Source organism: Pseudomonas sp. KH_027, from assembly GCF_057838565.1.
On sequence record NZ_CM174470.1, the window covers coordinates 3451234 to 3474149 of the forward strand.

The following is a 22916-nucleotide window of genomic DNA, read 5'->3' on the forward strand; positions in this document are numbered from 1 at the left end:
TACTGATAAACGCTGAGCAAGCCCACGCCCGTGGCTTTGCGGGCCACGGCCATCAGTTCGCCAAGGCTTCGGCCGCCTCGGCCACGAACAGGTAACCCTTGCTGCGCACCGTTTTGATCAGGCGCGGGTGCATCGGGTCGTCACCGATCTTCGGCCGGATGCGCGAAATCCGCACGTCGATGGAGCGATCCAGGCCGTCATATTCGATCCCGCGCAAGGCGGTGAAAATTTCCTCGCGCGACAGAATGCGACCGGCGTTGGACGCCAGCAACCAGAGCAGATCGAACTCGGCGCTGGTCAGCTCGATGCTCTGCTCGCGCAGCCAGGCCTCGCGCATGGCGCTATCGATCACCAGCACACCGAACTCCAGGCGCCGCTGACTTTCCACCGTCAGCACCTCGGTCCCCTCGCTACGACGCAGCAGTGCACGGATACGGGCCAGCAGCACCCGCGGCCGCACCGGTTTGCACACATAATCGTCGGCGCCCATCTCCAGGCCGAGCACCTGATCCATGTCATCGCTGCGCGCGGTCAACATCAGGATCGGCCCCTGGTAAAGGCCACGCACCTTGCGGCAGATCGACAGGCCGTCCTCGCCCGGCAACATCAGGTCGAGCACCACCAGGTCCGGCTGTTCCTTAAGAATGCGCGCCGCAGCCAGTGCGCCATTGGACTCGATCGCCACTTTCAGGCCGTTGCTCTCGAGGTATTCCCGAGTCAGCTCGGCCAGGCGCTGATCGTCTTCGACGATAAGAATTTGCCAAGCTTCTTGCTCCACCACTGCCTCCTCGGCACAGGTTGTTGCGACAGCATAAACGGTCGGCATTGTAACGCCGGCCGCCGATCTGCATAGCGCATGCCAAACCGCCCTCAAAACACAAGATGTAGTGTTAGCGTGAGAAGCCTTCAGCATCTTCAAACGACGTTGTCAAAGCCATTCAAGCGGCGACGAATGGTACGAATCAGTCAATCCCAGCGACCGTGCGGGCTCCGCAAAGTTACCCAAGGTTTACCCACAGAGTTACCCACAGGCAGCGTATGAGAGTCGCCTTGCAATGCCCCCAATAGCGCTCTATCTTGTATCCCTATCGCACCAAACACCTACATATTGGGTTTTGGCCGGCCACCGGACACAAGTAGAATGACACGCAGAGGCCCTTTCGCAGGCCACCACCGGTGCGTCGAATCGCTCTTTTGACAAGCCATCCACCGCTACGGCGGTGAATGCAGACCAAGACCCAAAAAATGCGTGACTGCGGTCTTGATTCGGTGTAGCGCTACCAAGCGAGCACCACTAGGTATTGTGGTTCTGACGCCAGCCGTCATGACCTGTGACTTTATAGCCAGGGAAGTGCTTGAGTCGTGCCCTTTTCTGACCTGTTTGCAAGTCCCCGTGCGCCCGGTCGCAAGCCGTGTGCATGGCGTTTTTGAAAAGCTGTGGTTTTTGAAAACAGTGGAATAAACCGGAATGAACGGCAAGCACGCCAAGTGTCCAACTAGATAAATACAGAACACGGAGACATTCATGCAGACCGACACCACTCGCGAGAACCCGCAGGCCGTTGCGCCGCAGGTCGCCGATTCCTCTCAGGATCTGGCCGCCACAGCGCCGGGTCAGCTGCGCGTGATCAAACGTAACGGCACCGTGGTGCCGTATACCGATGACAAAATCACCGTAGCCATCACCAAGGCGTTTCTCGCTGTGGAAGGTGGCACTGCCGCCGCCTCGTCGCGCATCCATGAAACCGTTGCGCGCCTGACCGAACAAGTCAGCGCCACCTTCAAGCGCCGCATGCCATCCGGCGGCACCATCCATATCGAAGAGATCCAGGACCAGGTCGAACTGGCCCTGATGCGCGCCGGCGAACAGAAAGTCGCCCGCGACTACGTGATCTACCGCGACTCGCGCGCCAAGGAACGCGCCACCCGTGGCAGCCACGAACCAGCCCAGCCGCACCCGAGCATCCGCGTGACGCACGCCGACGGCAGCGTTGCTCCGCTGGACATGGGCCGCCTGAACACCATCGTCACCGAAGCCTGCGAAGGCCTGGCCGAAGTCGACGGCGACCTGATCCAGCGCGAAACCCTGAAAAACCTCTACGACGGCGTAGCGCAGAGCGACGTCAACACCGCCCTGGTGATGACCGCCCGTACCCTGGTAGAGCGCGAGCCGAACTACTCCTACGTCACCGCGCGCTTGCTGATGGACAACATCCGCGCCGAAGGCCTGGGCTTCCTCGGGGTCGCCACCAGCGCCACCCACCACGAAATGGCCGACCTCTATGCCAAGGCGCTGCCGGCCTACATCGAGAAAGGCATCGAGTTCGAACTGCTGAACCCGGTTCTGGCCTCCTTCGACCTGGAAAAACTCGGCAAGGCGATCAACCACGAGCGTGACCAGCAGTTCACCTACCTCGGCCTGCAGACCCTCTACGACCGCTACTTCATCCACAAGGACGGCATCCGTTTCGAGCTGCCGCAAGTGTTCTTCATGCGCGTGGCCATGGGCCTGGCGATCGAAGAAAAGCAGAAAGAAGACCGTGCTATCGAGTTCTACAACCTGCTGTCGTCCTTCGACTACATGAGCTCGACGCCGACCCTGTTCAACGCCGGCACCCTGCGTCCGCAGCTGTCGTCGTGCTACCTGACCACCGTGCCGGATGACCTGTCGGGCATCTACAACGCCATCCACGACAACGCCATGCTGTCCAAATTCGCCGGCGGCCTGGGTAACGACTGGACCCCGGTGCGCGCACTGGGCGCCTACATCAAAGGCACCAACGGCAAGTCGCAAGGCGTCGTGCCCTTCCTCAAAGTGGTCAACGACACCGCAGTAGCAGTCAACCAGGGCGGCAAGCGCAAAGGCGCGGTCTGCGCCTACCTGGAAACCTGGCACATGGACATCGAAGAGTTCATCGAGCTGCGCAAGAACACCGGTGACGACCGCCGCCGCACCCACGACATGAACACCGCCAACTGGATTCCGGACCTGTTCATGAAACGCGTGTTCGACGACGGCCAGTGGACCCTGTTCTCGCCAAGCGAAGTGCCGGACCTGCACGACCTGACCGGCAAGGCCTTCGAAGAGCGCTACGAGTACTACGAAGCCCTGACCCAGTACGGCAAGATCAAGCTGTTCAAGACCATCCAGGCCAAAGACCTGTGGCGCAAGATGCTGTCGATGCTGTTCGAAACCGGCCACCCATGGCTGACCTTCAAGGACCCATGCAACCTGCGCAGCCCGCAGCAGCACGTCGGCGTGGTCCACAGCTCGAACCTCTGCACCGAGATCACCCTGAACACCAATGCCGACGAAATCGCCGTCTGCAACCTGGGCTCGATCAACCTGCCGAACCACATCGTCGACGGCAAGCTGGACAGCGCCAAGCTGCAGAAGACGGTGAACACCGCCGTGCGCATGCTCGATAACGTCATCGACATCAACTACTACAGCGTGCCGCAGGCGAAGAACTCCAACTTCAAGCACCGTCCGGTCGGCCTCGGCATCATGGGCTTCCAGGACGCGCTGTACCTGCAGCACATCCCGTACGGCTCCGATGCGGCCGTCGAGTTCGCCGACAAGTCCATGGAAGCGGTCAGCTACTACGCCATCCAGGCTTCCTGCGACCTGGCCGACGAGCGCGGCGCCTACGAGACGTTCCAGGGTTCTCTGTGGTCCAAAGGCATCCTGCCACTCGACTCCCAGCAGATCCTCATCGAGGCTCGTGGCCAGAAGTACATCGACGTCGACCTGACCGAGTCCCTCGACTGGGCTCCGGTTCGTGCCCGCGTACAGAAAGGCATCCGTAACTCCAACATCATGGCCATCGCACCGACCGCCACCATCGCCAACATCACTGGCGTATCGCAGTCGATCGAACCGACCTACCAGAACCTGTACGTGAAATCGAACCTCTCCGGCGAATTCACCGTGATCAACCCCTACCTGGTTCGCGACCTCAAAGCCCGCGGCCTGTGGGACTCGGTCATGATCAACGACCTGAAGTACTACGACGGTTCCGTGCAGCAGATCGAGCGCATCCCGCAGGAGTTGAAAGACCTCTACGCCACCGCGTTCGAAGTCGACACCAAGTGGATCGTCGACGCCGCCAGCCGTCGCCAGAAGTGGATCGACCAGGCGCAGTCGCTGAACCTCTACATCGCCGGCGCATCGGGCAAGAAACTGGACGTCACCTACCGCATGGCTTGGTACCGTGGCCTGAAAACCACCTACTACCTCCGTGCCCTGGCCGCCACCAGCACCGAGAAGTCCACCGTCAACACCGGCAAGCTCAACGCCGTGTCCAGCGGTGGCAACGACGGCCTGAGCGCAGCACCCGCTGCCCCGATAGCCGCCGCCGGCCCGGCACCCGTGCCGAAAGCCTGCGCCATCGACGAACCGGACTGCGAAGCCTGCCAGTGATCGGCAACGCACGAAGCTGAGCGGCGCCCGCGTTGTTGCCGCGCCGCCCGACCCCGGTCACGTACAGCAGTACGCTCCCGGGGCCGGGCGACTCGGCGCCTAGCGCTCACTCGCTCAGCTTCGCGCTTACAAACGCAAGATTTAGCAATACGCAGATCGATCCCCTCGCCCCTTCGGGGAGACGACTGCAAGGATGCAGAAGGTAGGGCGACGCAGGATGCTAAAGCCGAGGGTTAGGGAGAGAGGGACCCGGCCTAGAGCCATACATGGGTCCTCACCCCACGAACAATGAAAGAACAGGCAACGGCAAACCACCGCCCACCTGTGCAAGACCAACGGTAACCGTTCCGCTTTGTGTGCAACGAGCAACGGACTACACTGGATATCCATACAGGCCAGAAGCACCTCTGGCCCTCAAGCAGGAGTTACACCATGCTGAGCTGGGATGAATTTGACAAAGAAGACGGCGACATCGCCAAACCGGCCGGCGCAAACGCAGCGGTGGTAGACATGAGCCTCGACAAACTGGACAAGGACGGCAACGCCGCCGCCCACGAAGCCCGTATCGTCAGCGACAGCGACTCCGCTGCGGTCGCCCGCGCCAAGGCCGCCCTCGACCAACTCGACATCGCCGAAGGCCTGGCCGAGCTCGAAGGCGCCTCCGCCCGCGTCGCGGTCGATGAAAAGCGCATGATCAACTGCCGCGCCGACCTCAACCAACTCGTACCCTTCAAGTACGACTGGGCCTGGCAGAAATACCTCGACGGCTGCGCCAACCACTGGATGCCGCAAGAAGTAAACATGAACGCCGACATCGCCTTGTGGAAAGGCACCGACGGCCTCACCGAAGACGAACGCCGCATCGTCATGCGCAACCTCGGCTTCTTCTCCACCGCCGACTCCCTGGTTGCCAACAACCTGGTACTGGCCGTGTACCGCCTGATCACCAACCCCGAGTGCCGCCAGTACATCCTGCGCCAGGCCTTCGAGGAAGCCATCCACACCCACGCCTACCAGTACTGCATCGAGTCGCTGGGCATGGACGAAGGCGCGATCTTCAACATGTACCACGAGATTCCCTCGGTCGCGAAAAAAGCCGCCTGGGGCCTCAAGTACACCCGTTCGATCTCCGATCCGAAGTTCGAAACCGGCACCGTCGAGACCGACAAAGAACTGCTGCGCAACCTGATCGCCTACTACTGCGTACTCGAAGGCATCTTCTTCTACTGCGGCTTCACCCAGATCCTCTCCATGGGCCGCCGCAACAAGATGACCGGCGTCGCCGAGCAGTTCCAATACATCCTGCGCGACGAATCGATGCACCTGAACTTCGGCATCGACGTCATCAACCAGATCAAGATCGAAAACCCACACCTGTGGGACGCAACCATGAAAGACGAAGCCACCCAGATGATCCTGGAAGGCACCCAACTGGAAATCGAATACGCCCGCGACACCATGCCGCGCGGCGTACTGGGCATGAACGCAGCGATGATGGAGGACTACCTCAAGTTCATCGCCAACCGTCGCCTGACCCAGATTGGCTTGAAGGAAGAGTACCCAGGTACTACCAACCCCTTCCCATGGATGAGCGAGATCATGGACCTGAAGAAAGAGAAGAACTTCTTCGAGACGCGGGTTATTGAGTATCAGACGGGTGGGGCGTTGAGCTGGGATTGATTCCAGTCACTCACTGAGAGATTAAGAGCGCTTTACCTGAAATGGATGTTTGGGGTGGCGATTAGAAAGGCTAAAAGCCCCGCCATTGTGCGGGGCTTTTTTATTGGAACAAGACATGCCTGGAACCAGACTTAGCAAAGCAGAAAAAGATGCTCAAAATTGGTGGGAAAACGAAAACAGTAAAAATCTCCTAAAAAGCATCTCAATAGAAAGTAATTCCCCTACAGGCCTAAGGGGCATTACCTCTCTTGAAGTAATATTCAAAGCTCCAGTTACAGTAATTTCTGGAAGAAACGGATCAGGAAAAAGTACAGTTCTCGCCCTAAGCGTGCTTGGATTTCATGGCGATGGAGTTAAAGTTCCACGGATTGCAAAGAACGGAAAGCACTACACCTTTAATGACTTCTTCTTCAAAGGACCTTCAGACCCAAAACTCAATGGAATAACCATAAAATGGAACTACAAGGGCTCAGCAGACGAACTTGAAATAGAGAAAAATACCAGCAAATGGATGCACTACGAAAGAAGACCCAAGAACCACTCCGAGTACATAGGAATATCTAGGTGTGTACCGGCATTTGAGCAGAATGTACTAAAACAACACTTTTCCTCTTCATCGCCAACCACAAAGGGTAGCCCGCTAAGTGAAAGATGGAGAAAACGGCTATCGCTAATAACTGGAATGAATTACGTATCAGCAGAAGAAAAATCCAGCAAGAAATATAAAATTCGCGAATGCTCAACAACGAACAGTTACTCCAGCTTCAACATGGGGGCCGGCGAAGACATAGCATTCGAACTTCTCTCAATAATTTACTCAGCACCAGATTACTCAATAATAGCAATCGAAGAGCTAGAAACAGGACTACACCCAAGCGCCCAAAAGAAATTTGCACAAATGCTGCCCGAAATAGCACTTGAAAAAAAATGCCAAATAATCATCACAAGCCACTCCGAACACATAATCGACAACCTGCCAAGAGAGTCCAGGGTCCTCCTAAGCAGAACAGGAAAATCTCACATACCACACTACAGTGTATCCACTAGATATGCGCTTGGTGAACTTTCAGAATCAGCACAACCAGAATTAAAGATATTCTGCGAAGACCCACTATGCAAACAATTAATCCAAAACACGCTACCTAGCGAGTTTAGAAAAGCTGTTTCAATTATTGCGGCCGGATCAGACTCAGAACTTTTAAATCATGCTTGGGCACACACAATATCAGGAGAAAAACATAAAACCCTAGTAGTCTGGGACGGAGAGGTAACCTTCAAAAAAATAAAAACCTGGTACAGCACCGTTAACGCCAAGAACGAAACTTACAACCACAAACATAAGACACAAAACAAAGTTAATATAGGCATCCTAAAGCTTCCTGGTTCAACACCACCAGAGCCTTGGATTATCGAAAAAATAGAAAGCACTCCAGAAGCTATAGAAAAAATCAAAGACCGTTTTCAACTGCCATACAGCAGCAGCGTGAACGACATCATTGAAGCAGCAAAACTAAGAACAGATCATCACAGCCTGTTCTACACATTCCAAGAACACTTACAGATACCCGAAACAGAAGTACAGGCATATATAACACAATTAATTTCAGAACTATTCAGAAATGACCTCTCAAACATCACTGATTACGTAAAGTCTCTGATAAATAAATAACGAGGAAACAGCGAACAGGTTATCGGGGACAAAGTTATCGGGGACAGACCACAATTATTTTAGGGGCAGGGCCGTAGGATGGGTTGAGCACAGCGATACCCATCGTATTCTCGACAAGCAAATGGCCCGAACGCAGCTGGCAAACCGCCGCATATTTATGCGCCCCAACTACAGGTTTCGCCCTTACGGCGAGTCACTTGACTCGCTTCGCTCGCCCTTCGGGCCAGCCTGCGGCTGTTACTTCGCTGCGCTCCGTATCTCTTTGCACGCGCAGAAAGTAACCAAAGAGAAAGCGCGCCCGGCATCCGAGTCTCGCTGCGCTCAACTCCCCTCGCTCCGGCACTGTTTCGAGGGTCGTCATGAAGGGCCATCCCTGGCCCATCGTTCCTCGTTTGGCATCCATGCCAAACGCCCCTCTCCACAGCACCTCCACTCGGCCTCCTGACGGGACCGGGGGACCGCGTTGATTGGGCGATTTTTGATCGCTCCTACGCTCCGCGTGGGAACGCAGCCCTCGACGCTCCAGCGTCCACCCGCCGGTTTCAAAACACCCTGACGCAGAGCGGCACAAGCCCGGCTCGCACGCTTGAGCCTGAAAGCCGATTTTCGTTAACGTCCGGTGGCAGGCGGCGTATCGTGGGTATTACATCCCCCCGTGGAGGAATCGCTATGTTCCAGGTAATGCGAAACGGCGAAAACCGCATCGACGTGGAATTTGCCGGAAAGCTCGACAGCAATGACATGCGAGTCGCACTTGATGATCTGAGCCAAGAATCCGAAGGCATCGAGCATGGCCGCATGCTCTATCGAGTCGGCGATTTCGCGCTTCCGACGCTGGGCGCAATAGCCGTCGAGTTGTCGCGCATCCCGCAACTGTTCAGGTTTGTTCGGCGCTTCGACCGCATGGCAGTCGTGGCCGGCAAAGAATGGGTAAGGACAGCGAGCGAGGTCGAGGGCGCGCTGATTCCGGGTCTGCAGATCAAGGCATTCGATTTGGGCCAGGAGGCGGAAGCCGAGGCGTGGTTGCAGCATTAGCCTTAGGTGCAAGGGGTTGATCGTTCCCACGGATACCGTGACGCAGAGCGTCACTGGCTGCGTTCCTTTGCTGCGCGGGGGAACGATCAATTCCATCACAAAGTAGCAATCGGTCAGGTGTGGATACTGACCGAGGTCTTGATGGTTGCAGGTGTGGAATACAGTGCTATCACTTCACAGGTTGCTTGCCTTCAAGTCCCTGAGGTACCTGCCATGACCACCAGCACTTACTCCCGCGAAAACACCGGCCTGTTGCTTATCGACCCCTACAATGACTTCCTCAGCGAAGGCGGCAAGCTGAACGCCTTGGCCAAGCCGGTCGCCGATAAGGTCGGCACGCTCGATAATCTGCGCAAGGTTGTCGCCGCCATACGTGCGGCTCGCATCCAGCTCTTCTATGTACCGCACCATCGCGCGACACCCGATGAATACCAGGCCTGGAAGCACCCGAGCCCTTACCAGTTGGGTGCGAGTCGCGCGCAGGTGTTTGCCGTGGGCAGTTGGGGTGGCGAGTGGCACCCGGATTTTCAGCCCCAGGATGGGGATGTCGTTGTGCATGAACACTGGGGCGGTAGCGGCTTCGCCAACACGGATCTCGACTTTCAGCTCAAGCAGCATGGTGTCGAGAAGGTGGTAATAGTCGGCATGCTGGCCAACACCTGTATCGAGTCGACCGGCAAATTCGCCGCTGAGTTGGGCTATCACGTAACCCTGGTTCGCGATGCCACCGCGGCTTTCAGCCCTGAGGCCATGCAGGCAGCCCATGAAATCAATGGGCCGACTTATGCCCATAGCATCATCACAACTGCCGAGCTGATCGCAGCCGTGCGCTGAACGCGGCCAGTATCACGCCGGGCTGCCGGCTGATTGGTGCCGCGGCCTAACGCGGCAGACCGAACACCTGCGTCCAATAAATCCCGGCATCGCTCTGCGGGTCGACCGCGTAGGCGGCGCCCATTTCGGTGAAGTCCGGGTTCATGATGTTGAAGCAGTGAGGCGGGCTGGCCAGCCAGCCGGCGACTGTCTGTTTTGCGCTGCCCCGCCCGGCGGCGATGTTTTCGCCAATCTGTTGCCAACCATAACCATCACGCGTGGCCCGCTTACCCGCCAGGCTGCCGTCCTTTCCTGTGTGGCTGAAGTAGTTGCGAGCGGCCATATCGCGGCTATGGGCCAAGGCGCTTTGGCCAAGTTGCTCATTCCAACTCAAAGCCGGTGCCGGGTCGAATGCTTGGCTGCCACAGCGCTGCGGTTGGGCGCGGGCGGCATTGACCAATTGCAGGATGTCCCGACCCGCCGCCTGCCAGTCGGGCATGCCACTGGGCAGTAGCGGTCGGGCGAGGACCACCTGCCAGGTGTTGGCATTGCGCTGTACACCGACCTCTGCGAATTGCACATCCAGCAGCGTGGTGCAGTAGCGCTGTTTGATCCCCTGGATAGCCGCGTTCACATCCCCCGGCCCGGATAAGGTAATCACCCGTACCGAGGCGGGTTGATAGCCGACCTGCTGCAATGCGGCTTGCAATGGCACACCGGCAGGCAGCTGCACACGGGTCAGGCGGTCGTCAGGTACAAGCAGGCCCACCGCCTCGGTTTGCTTGCCGTTGCAGGTCTGCGGCGATGCGCGGTAATCATTGATCTGCAAGATGAGCTCGTCGCTGTCACCCGCGGATGCCGATGCGGCACCGAGCATCGCAACTATCGCAACTATCGCAACTATCGCAACTATCGCAATCGCGAGAAATGCTAAGCGGTTCAGGCCGTTGGTACGCACGCGGCGGCAAGCTGGATTGGAAGTATCGGGCATGGTGCGTGTCATCAACGTCATGGGTGGTGGCTTGATGGCCCAGGCGGCTGCCCCGGTAGGTATGAGCGGCACGAAGCTGGCAACGCCGAGAGCCGCGAAGGGGCGGGAAAACCCTTCGCGGGGAACCTCCAGACCTGAGCCTGGAGCAATAGGGCGCCTCGTTCAGGGAACAAAGCGTTGCTCCTGAACAGTGCGCGACTAATTCAACTGATCGATCATAACCGCGTTGGTATAGATCAAACTGCCGTCACTCGCCCGATGCCCGACCAAATGGAATTGGCCGCGTTGGTAGTTTGGGCTCAAATAGACGCGCAATTGGCAATCGGATAAGGGGCCGCATGCCTCCGGGGTGACCAATTCCATCGTGCTCATATCGACATCGAGCAGGACCTCAGGCTCATGGGTCTTCTGCAGGTGTTCTTCAGCCTGTTCCAGACGCAAATGGTCGGTTCCATTGACGTAAAAATGGATGCTCCCCAGCGGGGTGGACTTTTTATCGCCGCTGCCTTTGCACCAGCCTTCGATAGTCAAGGTAGCCATGGCAAGACCTCCTGAAGTGAACGTCTGGGCATTGTCATGCCCTTCTGCTCAATTTTAGACAACGAACAAGGGGACGTTGATCCATTAACTCCATGCTGGCCAAATTAACCGATATTGAAACCGCCCCCAGCCAAACAATGCCCGCGCGGTGCTCCCTGACACGGAGCGTCAGTGGCTGCCTTCCCACGCAAAGCGTGGGAACGATCAACATGGGCGCCCGCCGTAAGCCAAGAGCCGCGCCCGGCCGGAAGTCGCCCGACGCTTGAATACCCGACTAATTCCGGTAGGCTTCGCAGCTTCATTGAAAGGAGTAATCCCCCATGGCCAAAGCCACTGCCCGTCACATCCTGGTTGCCACCGAAGCCAAGTGCAACGAACTGAAAACCGCCATCGAAGGTGGCGCTGACTTTGCTCAGGTCGCTAAAGACAACTCGTCCTGCCCGTCCAGCCGCGATGGTGGCAACCTCGGCTCGTTCGGCCCAGGCCAGATGGTTAAGGAATTCGACACCGTGGTGTTCAGCGCCCCGATCAATGTCGTGCAAGGCCCGGTGAAAACCCAGTTCGGTTACCACCTGCTGGAAGTTACCAGCCGCCAAGACTGATGCTGTTGCGATCGTCCCCATGCGCGACGTGGGGACGGACGAATTTTCCTAGCCTGGGCTCCCCGCCCAGGCGCGGGCTGTCGCGCCCCTCGGCAATCCCCCTCAAAGCCGCATAAACGCCAAACACCGTTCAAGCCGCCAGGCCGATGCTTGGTCGGGCTGAGTGTGGCCGGCAGCACTCGCCAGATGCGCCCCCAAGCGCAATGCGACCAAGGCCCAACGCGCTGACGATCAGCCAGGCGCCATCCCCGAGCGTGCCCAAGCGCCCCCAGCAGAGCCGCTCTCCGCCTCATGGCTAGCTGCCATGAGCGCGCTTGAGCATGAAACCAGCAAGCTATTGATCCAGAACAAGGCGCGCCGAGAGCCCGCATCGTATAACCCATCGCTGAGCGCACGGGACGCCGCCCTGCGCCGCTCCCTCACCGCTGAAGTCACGAGTTTGATCATGAGCATCACATCCACCCGCATCTCCGAGGCCGCCGACCGTCTGAAGGGTTTTGTCGGTTTCAATGCCAAGACAGGCCAGCATATTGTTCGTTTCAGCGAGGACTCTTTCGGCCTCGATGTACTGGAAGCCAGCATCACCCCAACCTGCGAGTTCGTCTGGGCGGCGCTCGAAGGCGAGTTGATGAGCCTCAAGCGTGAACACATCCAACTGCTGCTCGAACAGAACATCGACGAGCGCCTCAACATCAGCGAACCACTGCGCGTCTATATGCGCCGCCTGGATCTGCCGGAGATCCGCGCCCAACGCCGCCTTAAGCCGAGTTGCGGTGGGAATTGCCAATCGGGCGAGTGCAAGAAGAGCGGCCTGCAACACTGATCCCTGCATGGGCGAAGCTCTGCGCTTGACTATCTCCCAGACTGACCTGACCGAATCAACAGCCCCTTCTTCGCTTATGCCACCTGTTTGCCTGACGCACAGCTCCTATGCTTGGACGATCGTACAAACAGGGGCGTGAGCGATGTTCGATGTGCTGATCAAGAACGGGCTGTTTTTCGATGGCAGCGGCGCGCCGGGGGCGATTCGGCATGTCGGTATTCGCGACGGCAAGGTGGCGGCGATCAGTGCCGCGCCGCTGGACGAGACCCACTGCGGGCAGGTAATCGATGCCAGCGGGCGCTGGGTGATGCCGGGCTTTGTCGATATCCACACCCACTACGACGCCGAACTGATCGCTGCGCCCGCCCTCAAGGAGTCCGTGCGCCATGGCGTGACCACGGTGACCATCGGCAGTTGCTCCATCAGCATGGTGTTGTCGGCTGCCGAAGACTGCTCGGACCTGTTCACCCGCGTCGAATCGGTGCCGCGCGAGCATGTGCTGCCACTGCTCCAGGCCCGCAAGCAGTGGAACAGCTCGGCGCAATACGCCGCCTTTCTCGACGCCCATCCGCTGGGGCCGAATATCTGCTCCTTTCTCGGCCATTCCGACCTGCGCGTGGCCGTGCTCGGCCTTGAGCGCGCAGTGGATGCCAAGGTGCGGCCGAGCGAGGCGGAGCTTGCGCGCATGGAAACCCTGCTGGAAGAAGCGCTGGATGCCGGCCTGTTGGGCCTGTCGAGCATGACCAACCCCTGGGACAAGCTGGACGGCGACCGCGAGCGCTCCAAATCCCTGCCCTCGGTCTATGCGCCATGGCGCGAATACGCGCGGCTGAACAAGGTGCTGCGGCGTCGCGGGCGCATCCATCAGGGCGCGCCGAACCTGGTGACCAAGCTCAATGTGCTGGCCTTTATGTGGGACAGCATGGGCTGGTGGTGGCGGCCGGCGTTGAAGACCACGCTGATCACCCTGATGGACGTCAAAACCGACCCTTGGCTGGCGCAGATCCTCGGCCCGCTGACGCGCTGGATCAACCGCCTGACCAATGCCGACTTCCGCTGGCAGACCTTGCCGGTGCCCTTTGAAACCTATGCCGATGGCATGGAGTTCGTGGTCTTCGAGGAATTCCCCTCGGGCCAGGCAGCCCTGCACCTGGCCAGCCACGATCTGCGCAGCGAGCTGTTTCGCGATCCGGATTACCGCCAGCGCTTTCGCCAGGATGTCGACAAACGCTTCGGCCCTCGCGTGTGGCACCGCGACTTCAACGACGCCTGGATCGTCAAATGCCCGGACGCCAGCGCGGTCGGCCGCAGCATCGGCGAGCTGGCCCAGCGACGCACCATGCACCCTGGCGACCTGTTTCTCGACCTGCTGGTAGAACACGGCCCGCTATTGCGCTGGCGTACGGTGCTGGCCAACCATCGTCCCGAGGTGGTGGAAAAGCTGGTGGCCGAGCCGAGCACGCTGATCGGCTTCGCCGACTCCGGCGCGCACATCCGCAATATGGCGTTCTACAACTTCGCCCCGCGCCTGCTGAAACTGGTGCGCGATGCCGAGCAACGCGGCCAACCGGTTATGCCACTAGAAACCGCCATCTGGCGGCTGACCGGCGAGCTGGGCCAATGGTTCGGCATCGACGCCGGCATATTGGCCGTGGGCAAACGCGCCGATGTGGTGATGCTCGACCCGCAACGGCTCGACGATAGCCTGGGCACTTATCAGGAAGCGCCGATGGAAGCCTTCGGCGGCCTGCAACGCATGGTCAATCGCGGCGCGGCGGTGGAGTGCGTGCTGATCAACGGCCGAGTGGCCTTCCAGCATGGCGAGTTCGCCAGCGAGCTGGGCCAGACGCGCGGCTTCGGCCAGTTTTTGCGTGCTGGCGTTGGCGCTGCCGGCTGAGCAGCGAGGAATAACCCATGACACGGAGCGTCAGGGGCAGCATTCCCACACGGCGCATGGGAACGAGCGCAACGCGCCTCGCAACCCCGGCGGACGGCTCGCAGGGGTTGCCAGTTACAGGCTGCAATGCCACGCAGGGTACTGGACGAGTCAATCCGCAGGCAGCGCCTTGACCGCCAGAATGCTGCTGGGCACCTGGTGCAGGACATGCTCGGTGGTGCTGCCAACCAGCTTGTCCAAGCCCTTGCGGTGCACACATCCCATCACGATTACATCGGCCTGGTTATGGGCGGCGAAACCGATCATGACCTTGGTCGGCGAGCCCATGATGAAATGCTGACGCTCAGCCGGCACACCGTAGCGCACGGCCAGTGCGGTAAATGACTTGTGCAGCGAACGGCGCAGGTCGTCGGCGAAGCCCGGCAAGGTCACCGCGCCAGCCCCCGCGTCCGCCAGGTGCGTCTGCGACAGGTCATAGGCGTGCAACAAGTGCAACTCGGCATTGCATTGCAGGGCCAAGCCGTTCGCCGCCTGGATGATGCTGTCGTTGAGAGCGCTGCTGTGCATGTCCGCCGACGACAGATCCAGGGCCGCGACCACCCTGCTGGGCAGCGGGCAGCGCAGGTCGCTGACCAGGTGCACGGGCACCGGGCACTCGCGCAACAACTGCCAATCCAGCGGAGTGACGAACGCGCGCTTGAGCGCCGATTGGTGCTGTACGTCCTTGATCAGCAGGTCAGGCCGCATTTCCGCCACATGCAGAAGGATTTCCTTCAACGCATCGGTCGCCCAGGCCACCTCAGTGGTTACCTTGAGGCCCTTGCCGTGCAACTGCTCGGTTTCATCCTTCAGCCACCGTTGGTGCTCACGCAGCTGGTTTTCGCGGTTCTGCTCGCTCATCGCTAGCAGGCCCATCGTATCGAAAGGCTGGATGAACGCCGCGATGTGCAACGCAGCACCGGTGGCCTCGGCAAGGGCAATCGCCCGTTGCAGCGCCGCCGAGTGGCGCATGGCCGGGTCGGCGATCAGGAAAAGTCGTTGATATTGGCCCATGAAACACCTCCAACACTCTGGATTTTCCGGCGCCTTGTGCTGATGAACTGCAAACCCCGTCAGTCAGGGAGCCAGCTGACATGTACCTGAAAATGCACCGAGCAACTGTCAGTCGCATTGATATGAATCAACCCATTACGCCATCGGGCGACCGTGACACCTCGAATGCCTTGATTGCTCACTATCAATATAGGCCCGCAGCACGCCAGCGCATGCCTTGAGCCAGACGACGCGGCCACAACGGACGGCGAACCAGGCATTGCTCTGCCGAAGTCGCTTGCCGCCCACTCATTCAGATCTTCGCGTAGCGGCCCATACCCCAACAGAGCGTGACGCACAGCGTCACTGGCTGCATTCCCAGGCGGAGCGTGGGAACGATCAACATTACTGCCTTCGTGGGGATTACGCAGTTGACGAAGACACTGGCCTTACACCGTCATCCTCGCGAACGCGGGGATCCACAGGGCACAGTGAGCGGCCCAGGTGGGTAATTTGGCCATGAGCTGCGTGTTGCAACGGCTGACTACGACACAGCCAATAAAAAGCCCGGCTAGTGCCGTAATGCTGTTCACTTAAGCGGAGCAGCATTGCGGTTAACTGGGTAACGGGTCTTGGAAATTTTCACCGTCCTTGGTCGTGATGGCCTTGGACGGTGATCCAGAAACAACCCTCCGATGCCCGCCCGCAAAGCCGACAAGCGTCTACCTGTTGCCGACAGTGGATTGGCAGCGGCCATCACGATCAGCTGCACGGCGATGTACTGGCAAGCCGGCTTGAAGCGTATATCGGACGGGGTGCGTCCAAACGCTACCGCCGCCTGACTCGCCTCCCGACGAATGATGTTGTAGGCCAGCAGCAATCCCCAAACTTCCTGGTAGATCAGGTCAATCTTCTTGCTGCGCAGGGTTGCGGCATTCTGCTGCATGGAGCTTTTGATATCCCTGAAGCCCAGTTCAATTTCCCAGCGCTCCTGGTACAGCTCTGCAACGGCTTCGGCGCTGTAGGCGTCGGCCGGTAGCGAGGTCAGGACGGTTTTCACTTTGCCCTGCACTGCATAGCTGACTTCACGCACGTCCCAGTAGGTTGGTAGGTCTGGGTTACGCTTTCTCGCCTGCGGTGAAACCTTCATACGCAGCAGGCGATCCTGCTTGCCGTAACGGATCACCTCCTCGCTGATCAGGCCCTGACGAGCGGGGATCAACCAGTGTCGGTTGTCACCGGCCGTGGCCACTTTCAGCAGCAAATCAGCACTCCAGAAGCCTTTATCGAACAACGTGACCGAATGGTTGGGGATCTGTTGCAAAAACTCATCGGCCAGGCGCATTTCACTGCGCCGATAGGGGCTCAGCTGGGCATTCAGAATCAAATGGGAGCGCACATTCATCAAGGCTACAAGACGCATCATGGGGAAGGGCGTCTGGCGCTCGGTGGAGGTATTGCCAGACCCGAAATGGTCCCGTAGTTCAGGCGTATCGGGCGTGCGCATGAGTGCCCCGTCCACGGCAAAAACCTGCAGCCCCCGCCAGGTGTCATCGCTATAGCGTTCGCCTCCCCATTGGCTGCCAGTTTTGCGGAACAGCCACTCGACCGGCTCGGCGCCAAGCCGCTTGCGAGCCTCAGTGACACCACTTTTGGCCAGCAAGCAATCCGAAGCCAGTCCCTGGGCACAAATGTTTAGACGCCTGGCCACCTCATGGACAGGCTCATCGCGGAAGAGCGCCATGCCTAGCACCAGCCAGAGCACCTGATCGGCAGGTAGCCGACGACGGCGGATGGTGGCCTGAGAGGAAAGATCAAGCGCGGACGCCACCCACTCGATTGGGATGTTCTGGGTGAAGGTGCTCAGGTCGGAGAAGTTGAATAGCTCGCCCAGATCGAGCAGATGCTGTTGGAAAGACATAAAAAATCCGATACCAGGAAGACTGGCATCGGATTCTCGGGGAAGCCCGGCTGGCGTTCAAATGCTTAAGTGAACAGCATTACGGCTAGTGCCGGGCTTTGCAGGGAGGTGAAGCAATCAGGTTCAAACCACGCGGCGGGCATCCAGCAAACGGTCGGAACCACCTTCAGCGATGCGGTTACTGGTGCGGTCAGCACCACCTTCAGCAACACGATTCACGGTGCGGTCTGAACCGCCTTCAGCAACACGGTTCACGGCACGGTCAGCACCATCTTCGGCTACGCGATCCAGCACCATGAAGGAACCTTCACTTGCTATGCGAAAGCGTTCTTGCAGGCGGTCGGAACCGCTTTCAGCGATGCGGCTGCCAGTGCGATCAGAACCGCCTTCGGCGATCACTTTGGCGGCGCCGGTAACCGGCTCGGATTGGCTGGCCGGCAGAGCGAAAACGCTGGCGGACAGGCTGGCGAAGATCAGTGCGGCGAAGGCTTGGCTTTTCATCTGGGTGGCTCCTCGTGGGGGGCGTAAGTGAGTACGGAGCCCATATTACGGATGGCCAATCGATTAAAAAGTGAACGCTTGCGATAGAGAACATCGACGCGATTGATAGACGATAAAACCAATATCCATCAATCGCTTACTGAGCTTTCCGAGCAGGAAGAGCGATACAGAGCCGCTTACGGCTGGATGCCCAGGCGCGCGACGGGCAGCCAACCGCACGCCAACGCGACCTAAAGCATGGCCTTGGCGGCAAAGGCCACGGCCGTTGCCGCCACGACAATCAGCAACCCCAGCAGCACTTTGCTCGGTGCCGGTTTATGCGCCACGGTGGGTGCGCCATTCTTTTGCGCGGCTTGGGCCGCCGCCCGTAGCGGGTTGGCGATGGCGGGCTGGACGACCGGTTTTGCCGTGGCCGGCTTAGGTGCGGCAGGCTTGGGCAGGTCGATGGCGCGCATGAACAAGGTCGCATCTTCGTCTTCGGCCTCGGGCACCGCGACCTTGGGCCCAATCACCAGCAAAGTCACCGAGCCCATGCGCACCTGGTCGCCGGGCTGCAACACGGCCGTGCTGACCTTCTGCTGGTTGACGAACACGCCATTGGCGGAGGCCAGGTCCTTGATCTCCAGCACATCGTCCTTGAGGAAGAACTCGCAGTGTCGACGCGACAGCTCCAGGTCGCTGAAGCACAGCTCGCACTTCACCGAGCGGCCAAAGGTCATGGAGCCGGTGGCATGGAACTTGTGGCCCTGGTGCTCGCCCTTGATCACCTGCAGGAACCAGCGCGGAGTGGCCACCGCCTTCGGCTTGTTCTTCGCCGGATCGACCAGCAGCAGCTCCAGCGAACCGAGCCGCACCTTGTCGTCCGAGCGCAGTTGGTAGCGCGCGCCGATGCGTTCACCGTTGACGAAAGTGCCAGCCTGGGTGCCGCAATCTGTCAGGTAGTAAAGACCGTGATCCTGGCGGATTTCGGCATGGAAGGGGCTGATCTCGGTGTCCGTCAGCACCAGGTTATTGCGGCTGTCCTGGCCGATGGTGAAGCGTTCATCTACCAGCCAGATGGGGGCCTGACGATTGTCCGTGAAGTGAATCCTGAGCATGTTCAGTATCTACCCTGAGAAAGTTGACCCGGCCAGAGCAGCACATGTGCTCACACTTGAAGCTGCACAGGACCACCCAGTATCAAATTGCCACTAGTCGAAGAGTTTATTCCACAAGCGTTTGACCGCGTTCGGTTTTTTTTCCTCCTGGGCAGACGTTGAGGCAGTGCGAGCCGCTGCTTTCGCACGCGCCGCTCGTGCGGCCTGGGCCTTGCGTACACGCTGATCATGTTCATCCAGGTGCTTGAGCAGCACCTCGTTGTCAGGCTGCGCTTCCAGCCCGCTCTTTATGTACTGCAAAGCCAAAGCATATTCGCGCCGACCGTAAGCACTTTCGCTCAGCTCAAGAAAGCGTTGCGCCACGCGCTGCAGACCGGCCAGCGCCTGCTCATGCCCCGGCACCCAGCCCAGCACCTGCTGGTAGTAGAACACCGCGCTGTTGTCCTCGGGCAGCAGCAGGCGCTCCTCGACAACGCTCTGTTCGGCCAATTGCAGGTAGTTGGCGATCCGCGCGTCGAGCACCCGTTGCAGGCCCGACTGGGCCAGGGCGTTATCCTCATCCAGCAGCAGCGCCTGGTGAAAGAAATAGTCGGCATTGTCCTGCGGCGGCTCAAGCAGCTTGCCTGCGCCGAGGCTCTGTTCGCCGCGTGCGAGGAAGTCGGCGATTTTCATCTGTTGCTGGTAGTAATAGCCACCTCCACCCGCAACGCCGAGCAGCACCAGCAGCCCGAGCACGGCCCACAACAGGCGTGCGGGTTTGCGTCGGCTGGCCGCGACCAGCGGCTTGCCGGGCGGCAGCAGGCTCAGCGCCGGGGCGATGCGGGTGTGGTCCAGCTCCACCTCGTTCAACTCGGCCAGGCTGGCGAGCAGCACCTTGCAGTCGGCGAAGCGCTCGTCGGGGTCCTTGGCCAGCATCCGTGCCAGCAGGTTCTGGTATTGGCTCAGGTGCGCCGGCAGGCTGGGCAGCTCCATCTGCACATGGTTCATCACGGTCTGGGTGTAGCTGGAGCCGCGATAGGGATTCGCCCCGGTGAGCATTTCCAGCAGGATCACCCCCAGGCTGTAGATGTCACTGCGCGCATCCAGCGGCTCGCATTGCGCCTGCTCCGGGCTGCTGTAGGCCGGGCTGCCGACGGCGATGTTGAAGTGGGTGAGCTCGCTGTCCAGCTCCAGCTGTTTGGCGATGCCGAAATCGGTGATCACCGCCGTGCCGTCGTCCCGAAAGAGGATGTTGGCGGGTTTGATATCGCGGTGCACCATGCCTTTGTCATGCACCACGGCAAGCCCGCTGGCGATCTGCCGGACGACAGCCAGGGCGCGCGGCGGCTCGAACACCTCGCCCTTGTGCTGGGCCAGGTCGCCGCCGGCGACAAACTCCATGGCCAGGTAGTAACGGCCATCTGCCAACTGGTCGATGTCGTGGATGGTGATGATCGAGGGGTGATGCAGGGAGGCGACCATATGCCCCTCCCGGATGAAGCGTTTGCTGAACGCCTCGTCATCGGCGCTGAGCAGAACCTTGATCGCCACCTTGCGGTGCAGCGAATCCTGGGTCGCGAGGTAGACCTCGGCCATCCCGCCCTTACCCAGCCGGCCATGCACGCTGTAGCCGGGTATTTCAAGCAAGCTGTCATTCATAGGGAGTCAGTGTGCGTCGAGTGATTAATGCTTTCGGGGGTTCAGCAGTTTGCTGAGAAAACTGCGCGATCGGGGTTCGACGATCGGCGGTTCCTGTACCGCATGGCCGAGCACGATGCAGGAGATATTGTCCTTGCCGCCCTGTTGGTTGGCCAGTTCGATCAGCTCCGTCACCAGCGCGTCGAGTGTACTGGCTGTGGCACAAAGCTGCTGGATCTGCGGGTCGCTCAACTCGCCGGTCAGCCCGTCGCTGCACAGCAGCAGCAACTCATCCGACGCCAGCGTGCCTTGTACCAGGCCGACGTCCAGCGTCTGCTCGTCGCGCCCGAGACACTGGGTGATGACGTTGCGCCGTGGATGGCAGCGCGCCTGCTCCGCACTCAGCTCGCCAGCATCGACCATTGCCTGCACCCAGCTGTGGTCGTGGCTCAGTTGGCTGATGCACTCGGCACCGACACGGTAGGCGCGGCTGTCGCCGACCCACGCCAGCTGGAAATCGGCACCGGTAAACGTGACGGCGACCAGGGTGGTGCCCATGCCGCGCCCATCGGCGTCCGGCTCCGCCGCCGCAAGTATGGCGGCATTCGCCGCGTGGACGGCCGCGACCAGCTGCGCACCGCCCGCAGTCGCTTGCTGCAGGGTTTGCAGCGCGATGGCACTCGCCACCTCGCCACGCTCATGGCCACCCATACCATCGGCGAGCGCCCACAGGTTCAGCTCGGGGCAGCAGAGCACAGCGTCTTCGTTGTGCTCGCGAACCCGGCCGACGACTGACTGCGCCGCGTACCCCAGGGATTCATTGGTGAGCGTCATTGGCATAGTGTCTTATATGACCTTTGGTACTGCCGCTGGCAGGTAAACCGCACGCATCCAGCGTCGCTGGTTGTTGCATCTACCTTGAATGATGCGACCGCCGCTCGGCGCTGTCACCGTTGCGCGCGAATTTGCGCGTAAAGTGTTAAGCAGTCGAGGCTTGGCTGGCGTCAATTTCAACCCGGACCGGGGAATTTGAGGGGTGCGAGCGCGCCGTGGAGCGACTAAAATCGACAACCTTATTTCGCAGGTCTGGGTTTTGCCGGTCAGTATCCGCCAAAGTCCCTGATCGCAAACGCTACGACCCTCCATCCGCACAGATCAAGAGAACACCCATGGGCGCACAGTGGAAAGCCAAACCTAGAGAAGCCGCGGCCAACGCCAGAGGCAAAATCTTTGGCCGGTTGGTGAAAGAAATCATGATTGCCGCACGCAACGGCGCCGACCCGGACTTGAACGCCAAGCTGCGTCTGGCCATCCATCAGGCGAAAAAAGCCTCGATGCCCAAGGACACCCTTGAGCGTGCAATCAAGAAAGGCGCCGGCCTGCTGGGCGACACCGTGACCTTCGAGCGCGCCACCTATGAAGGCTTTGCGCCGCATCAGGTACCGGTGATCATCGAATGCCTGACCGACAACATCAACCGCACCGTGGCGGAAATCCGCGTGCTGTTCCGCAAGGGTCAGATGGGCGCTGCCGGTTCGGTAACCTGGGATTTCGACCATGTCGGCCTGATCGAAGCCGCACCGGAAGGCGATGCCGACCCGGAACTGGCGGCCATCGAAGCCGGCGCCCAGGATTTTGAGCCGTCCGATGAAGGCAACACGCTGTTCATCACCGAGTTGACCGACCTCGACGCCGTATGCCGCGCCCTGCCGGAGCAGGGTTTTACCGTCAACTCGGCCACCCTGGGCTACCGGCCGAAAAATCCGGTGACCTCGCTGAGCGATGCGGAAATGGAAGAAGTCGAAGCCTTCCTCGATGCCCTCGACAACCACGACGATGTACAGAACGTCTATGTCGGCCTGGCCGGCTGATAGCAGCAACGGCGAATAGAGCACCGGTTTATCGCCCGACCGCCCAGCCGATGCGTGCAGATGGGCGCCAGGCCGCGTAGGTATACTGCGCGGCTTGAACGCGCCCTCACCCTTTTTTAATACGTCCCGGACTTCTCATGACTTCGACCAAAACTTCGCCCGCTCAAACCACGGCCAGCCCAGCGCAACCGAGCGAAGTGCAAGCAAGCACGCCAGTGACGGTGGATACGGAAAAATCCGAGGCTGTTCCGGCTTTTACCTTCCCGTTTTCGCCGGCGGCATTCGCCAACGCCAAAACCAAAGACCAGCCCTGGTACCAGAAAGGTAACCAGTCCAGCCACGATAAAACCCCCGGCCGCGCACCGAATGGCACCCGGCGCTCGATGGGCAAGCGCTGATCACGG

19 protein-coding genes are annotated in these 22916 nt (G+C 59.7%); 10 read left to right on the forward strand and 9 right to left on the reverse strand.

The features are described 5' to 3' along the window. Positions 1-52 precede the first annotated feature (52 nt). Positions 53-778, reverse strand: a complete 726-nt coding sequence (locus tag AC3IYG_RS16185) for a response regulator (RefSeq protein WP_489310081.1) — start codon at positions 776-778, stop codon at positions 53-55. 747 nt (positions 779-1525) lie between these two features. Here AC3IYG_RS16185 and AC3IYG_RS16190 point away from each other — a divergent pair. The 5 genes from AC3IYG_RS16190 (at position 1526) to AC3IYG_RS16210 (ending at position 9641) form a co-directional block, all read left to right on the forward strand. Further along, positions 1526-4423, forward strand: a complete 2898-nt coding sequence (locus tag AC3IYG_RS16190; protein ID WP_489310083.1) for a ribonucleoside-diphosphate reductase subunit alpha — start codon at positions 1526-1528, stop codon at positions 4421-4423. A 432-nt stretch (positions 4424-4855) separates the two neighbouring features. Further along, on the forward strand, positions 4856-6103 hold the full coding sequence (locus AC3IYG_RS16195) for a ribonucleotide-diphosphate reductase subunit beta (RefSeq protein ID WP_489310085.1): 1248 nt from the start codon (positions 4856-4858) through the stop codon (positions 6101-6103). A gap of 115 nt (positions 6104-6218) precedes the next feature. Next, positions 6219-7772, forward strand: coding sequence for an ATP-dependent nuclease (locus AC3IYG_RS16200; protein WP_489310087.1), 1554 nt, complete (start codon positions 6219-6221; stop codon positions 7770-7772). Between the two features lie 669 nt (positions 7773-8441). Further along, positions 8442-8807, forward strand: a complete 366-nt coding sequence (locus tag AC3IYG_RS16205; protein WP_489310089.1) for a SpoIIAA family protein — start codon at positions 8442-8444, stop codon at positions 8805-8807. Positions 8808-9020: 213 nt separating this feature from the next. Then, on the forward strand, positions 9021-9641 hold the full coding sequence (locus AC3IYG_RS16210; protein WP_489310091.1) for a cysteine hydrolase family protein: 621 nt from the start codon (positions 9021-9023) through the stop codon (positions 9639-9641). Between the two features lie 46 nt (positions 9642-9687). Here AC3IYG_RS16210 and AC3IYG_RS16215 read toward each other — a convergent pair whose 3' ends face one another. Together AC3IYG_RS16215 and AC3IYG_RS16220 are read right to left on the reverse strand one after the other, a co-directional pair. After that, positions 9688-10449, reverse strand: a complete 762-nt coding sequence (locus tag AC3IYG_RS16215; RefSeq protein WP_489310093.1) for a CAP domain-containing protein — start codon at positions 10447-10449, stop codon at positions 9688-9690. A gap of 360 nt (positions 10450-10809) precedes the next feature. Then, positions 10810-11151: a hypothetical protein gene (locus AC3IYG_RS16220; RefSeq protein ID WP_489310095.1), complete on the reverse strand. Its 342-nt coding sequence runs from the start codon at positions 11149-11151 to the stop codon at positions 10810-10812. A 320-nt stretch (positions 11152-11471) separates the two neighbouring features. Between AC3IYG_RS16220 and AC3IYG_RS16225 the strand changes: the two genes are divergently transcribed. From AC3IYG_RS16225 to AC3IYG_RS16235, 3 genes are all read left to right on the forward strand, one after another. Continuing rightward, on the forward strand, positions 11472-11753 hold the full coding sequence (locus tag AC3IYG_RS16225) for a peptidylprolyl isomerase (protein ID WP_489310096.1): 282 nt from the start codon (positions 11472-11474) through the stop codon (positions 11751-11753). Between the two features lie 445 nt (positions 11754-12198). Next, complete coding sequence (locus AC3IYG_RS16230; protein WP_489310098.1) at positions 12199-12576, forward strand: DUF2025 family protein; 378 nt, start codon at positions 12199-12201, stop codon at positions 12574-12576. Between the two features lie 142 nt (positions 12577-12718). Continuing rightward, the gene (locus AC3IYG_RS16235; protein WP_489310100.1) at positions 12719-14473 is read left to right on the forward strand and encodes an N-acyl-D-amino-acid deacylase family protein; all 1755 of its coding nucleotides are present in this window, start codon (positions 12719-12721) and stop codon (positions 14471-14473) included. Positions 14474-14623: 150 nt separating this feature from the next. Here the strand turns inward: AC3IYG_RS16235 and AC3IYG_RS16240 are convergent, their stop codons facing one another. The 6 genes from AC3IYG_RS16240 to AC3IYG_RS16265 form a co-directional block, all read right to left on the reverse strand. Continuing rightward, positions 14624-15526: a universal stress protein gene (locus AC3IYG_RS16240; RefSeq protein WP_489310102.1), complete on the reverse strand. Its 903-nt coding sequence runs from the start codon at positions 15524-15526 to the stop codon at positions 14624-14626. Positions 15527-16094: 568 nt separating this feature from the next. Continuing rightward, positions 16095-17426, reverse strand: a complete 1332-nt coding sequence (locus AC3IYG_RS16245; RefSeq protein ID WP_489309617.1) for an IS4 family transposase — start codon at positions 17424-17426, stop codon at positions 16095-16097. A gap of 123 nt (positions 17427-17549) precedes the next feature. Continuing rightward, on the reverse strand, positions 17550-17927 hold the full coding sequence (locus AC3IYG_RS16250; protein ID WP_489310104.1) for a phage infection protein: 378 nt from the start codon (positions 17925-17927) through the stop codon (positions 17550-17552). Positions 17928-18157: 230 nt separating this feature from the next. Next, complete coding sequence (locus AC3IYG_RS16255; RefSeq protein ID WP_489310106.1) at positions 18158-19024, reverse strand: FHA domain-containing protein; 867 nt, start codon at positions 19022-19024, stop codon at positions 18158-18160. A gap of 93 nt (positions 19025-19117) precedes the next feature. Beyond that, positions 19118-20662: a serine/threonine-protein kinase gene (locus AC3IYG_RS16260; protein WP_489310108.1), complete on the reverse strand. Its 1545-nt coding sequence runs from the start codon at positions 20660-20662 to the stop codon at positions 19118-19120. 24 nt (positions 20663-20686) lie between these two features. Continuing rightward, entirely contained in the window at positions 20687-21481 is a 795-nt protein-coding gene (locus AC3IYG_RS16265) for a PP2C family protein-serine/threonine phosphatase (protein WP_489310110.1), read from the reverse strand. A 329-nt stretch (positions 21482-21810) separates the two neighbouring features. Between AC3IYG_RS16265 and AC3IYG_RS16270 the strand changes: the two genes are divergently transcribed. After that, positions 21811-22512: a YebC/PmpR family DNA-binding transcriptional regulator gene (locus AC3IYG_RS16270; RefSeq protein ID WP_489310112.1), complete on the forward strand. Its 702-nt coding sequence runs from the start codon at positions 21811-21813 to the stop codon at positions 22510-22512. Positions 22513-22649: 137 nt separating this feature from the next. Further along, the gene (locus AC3IYG_RS16275; RefSeq protein ID WP_489310114.1) at positions 22650-22910 is read left to right on the forward strand and encodes a hypothetical protein; all 261 of its coding nucleotides are present in this window, start codon (positions 22650-22652) and stop codon (positions 22908-22910) included. The last annotated feature ends 6 nt before the right edge of the window (positions 22911-22916 follow it).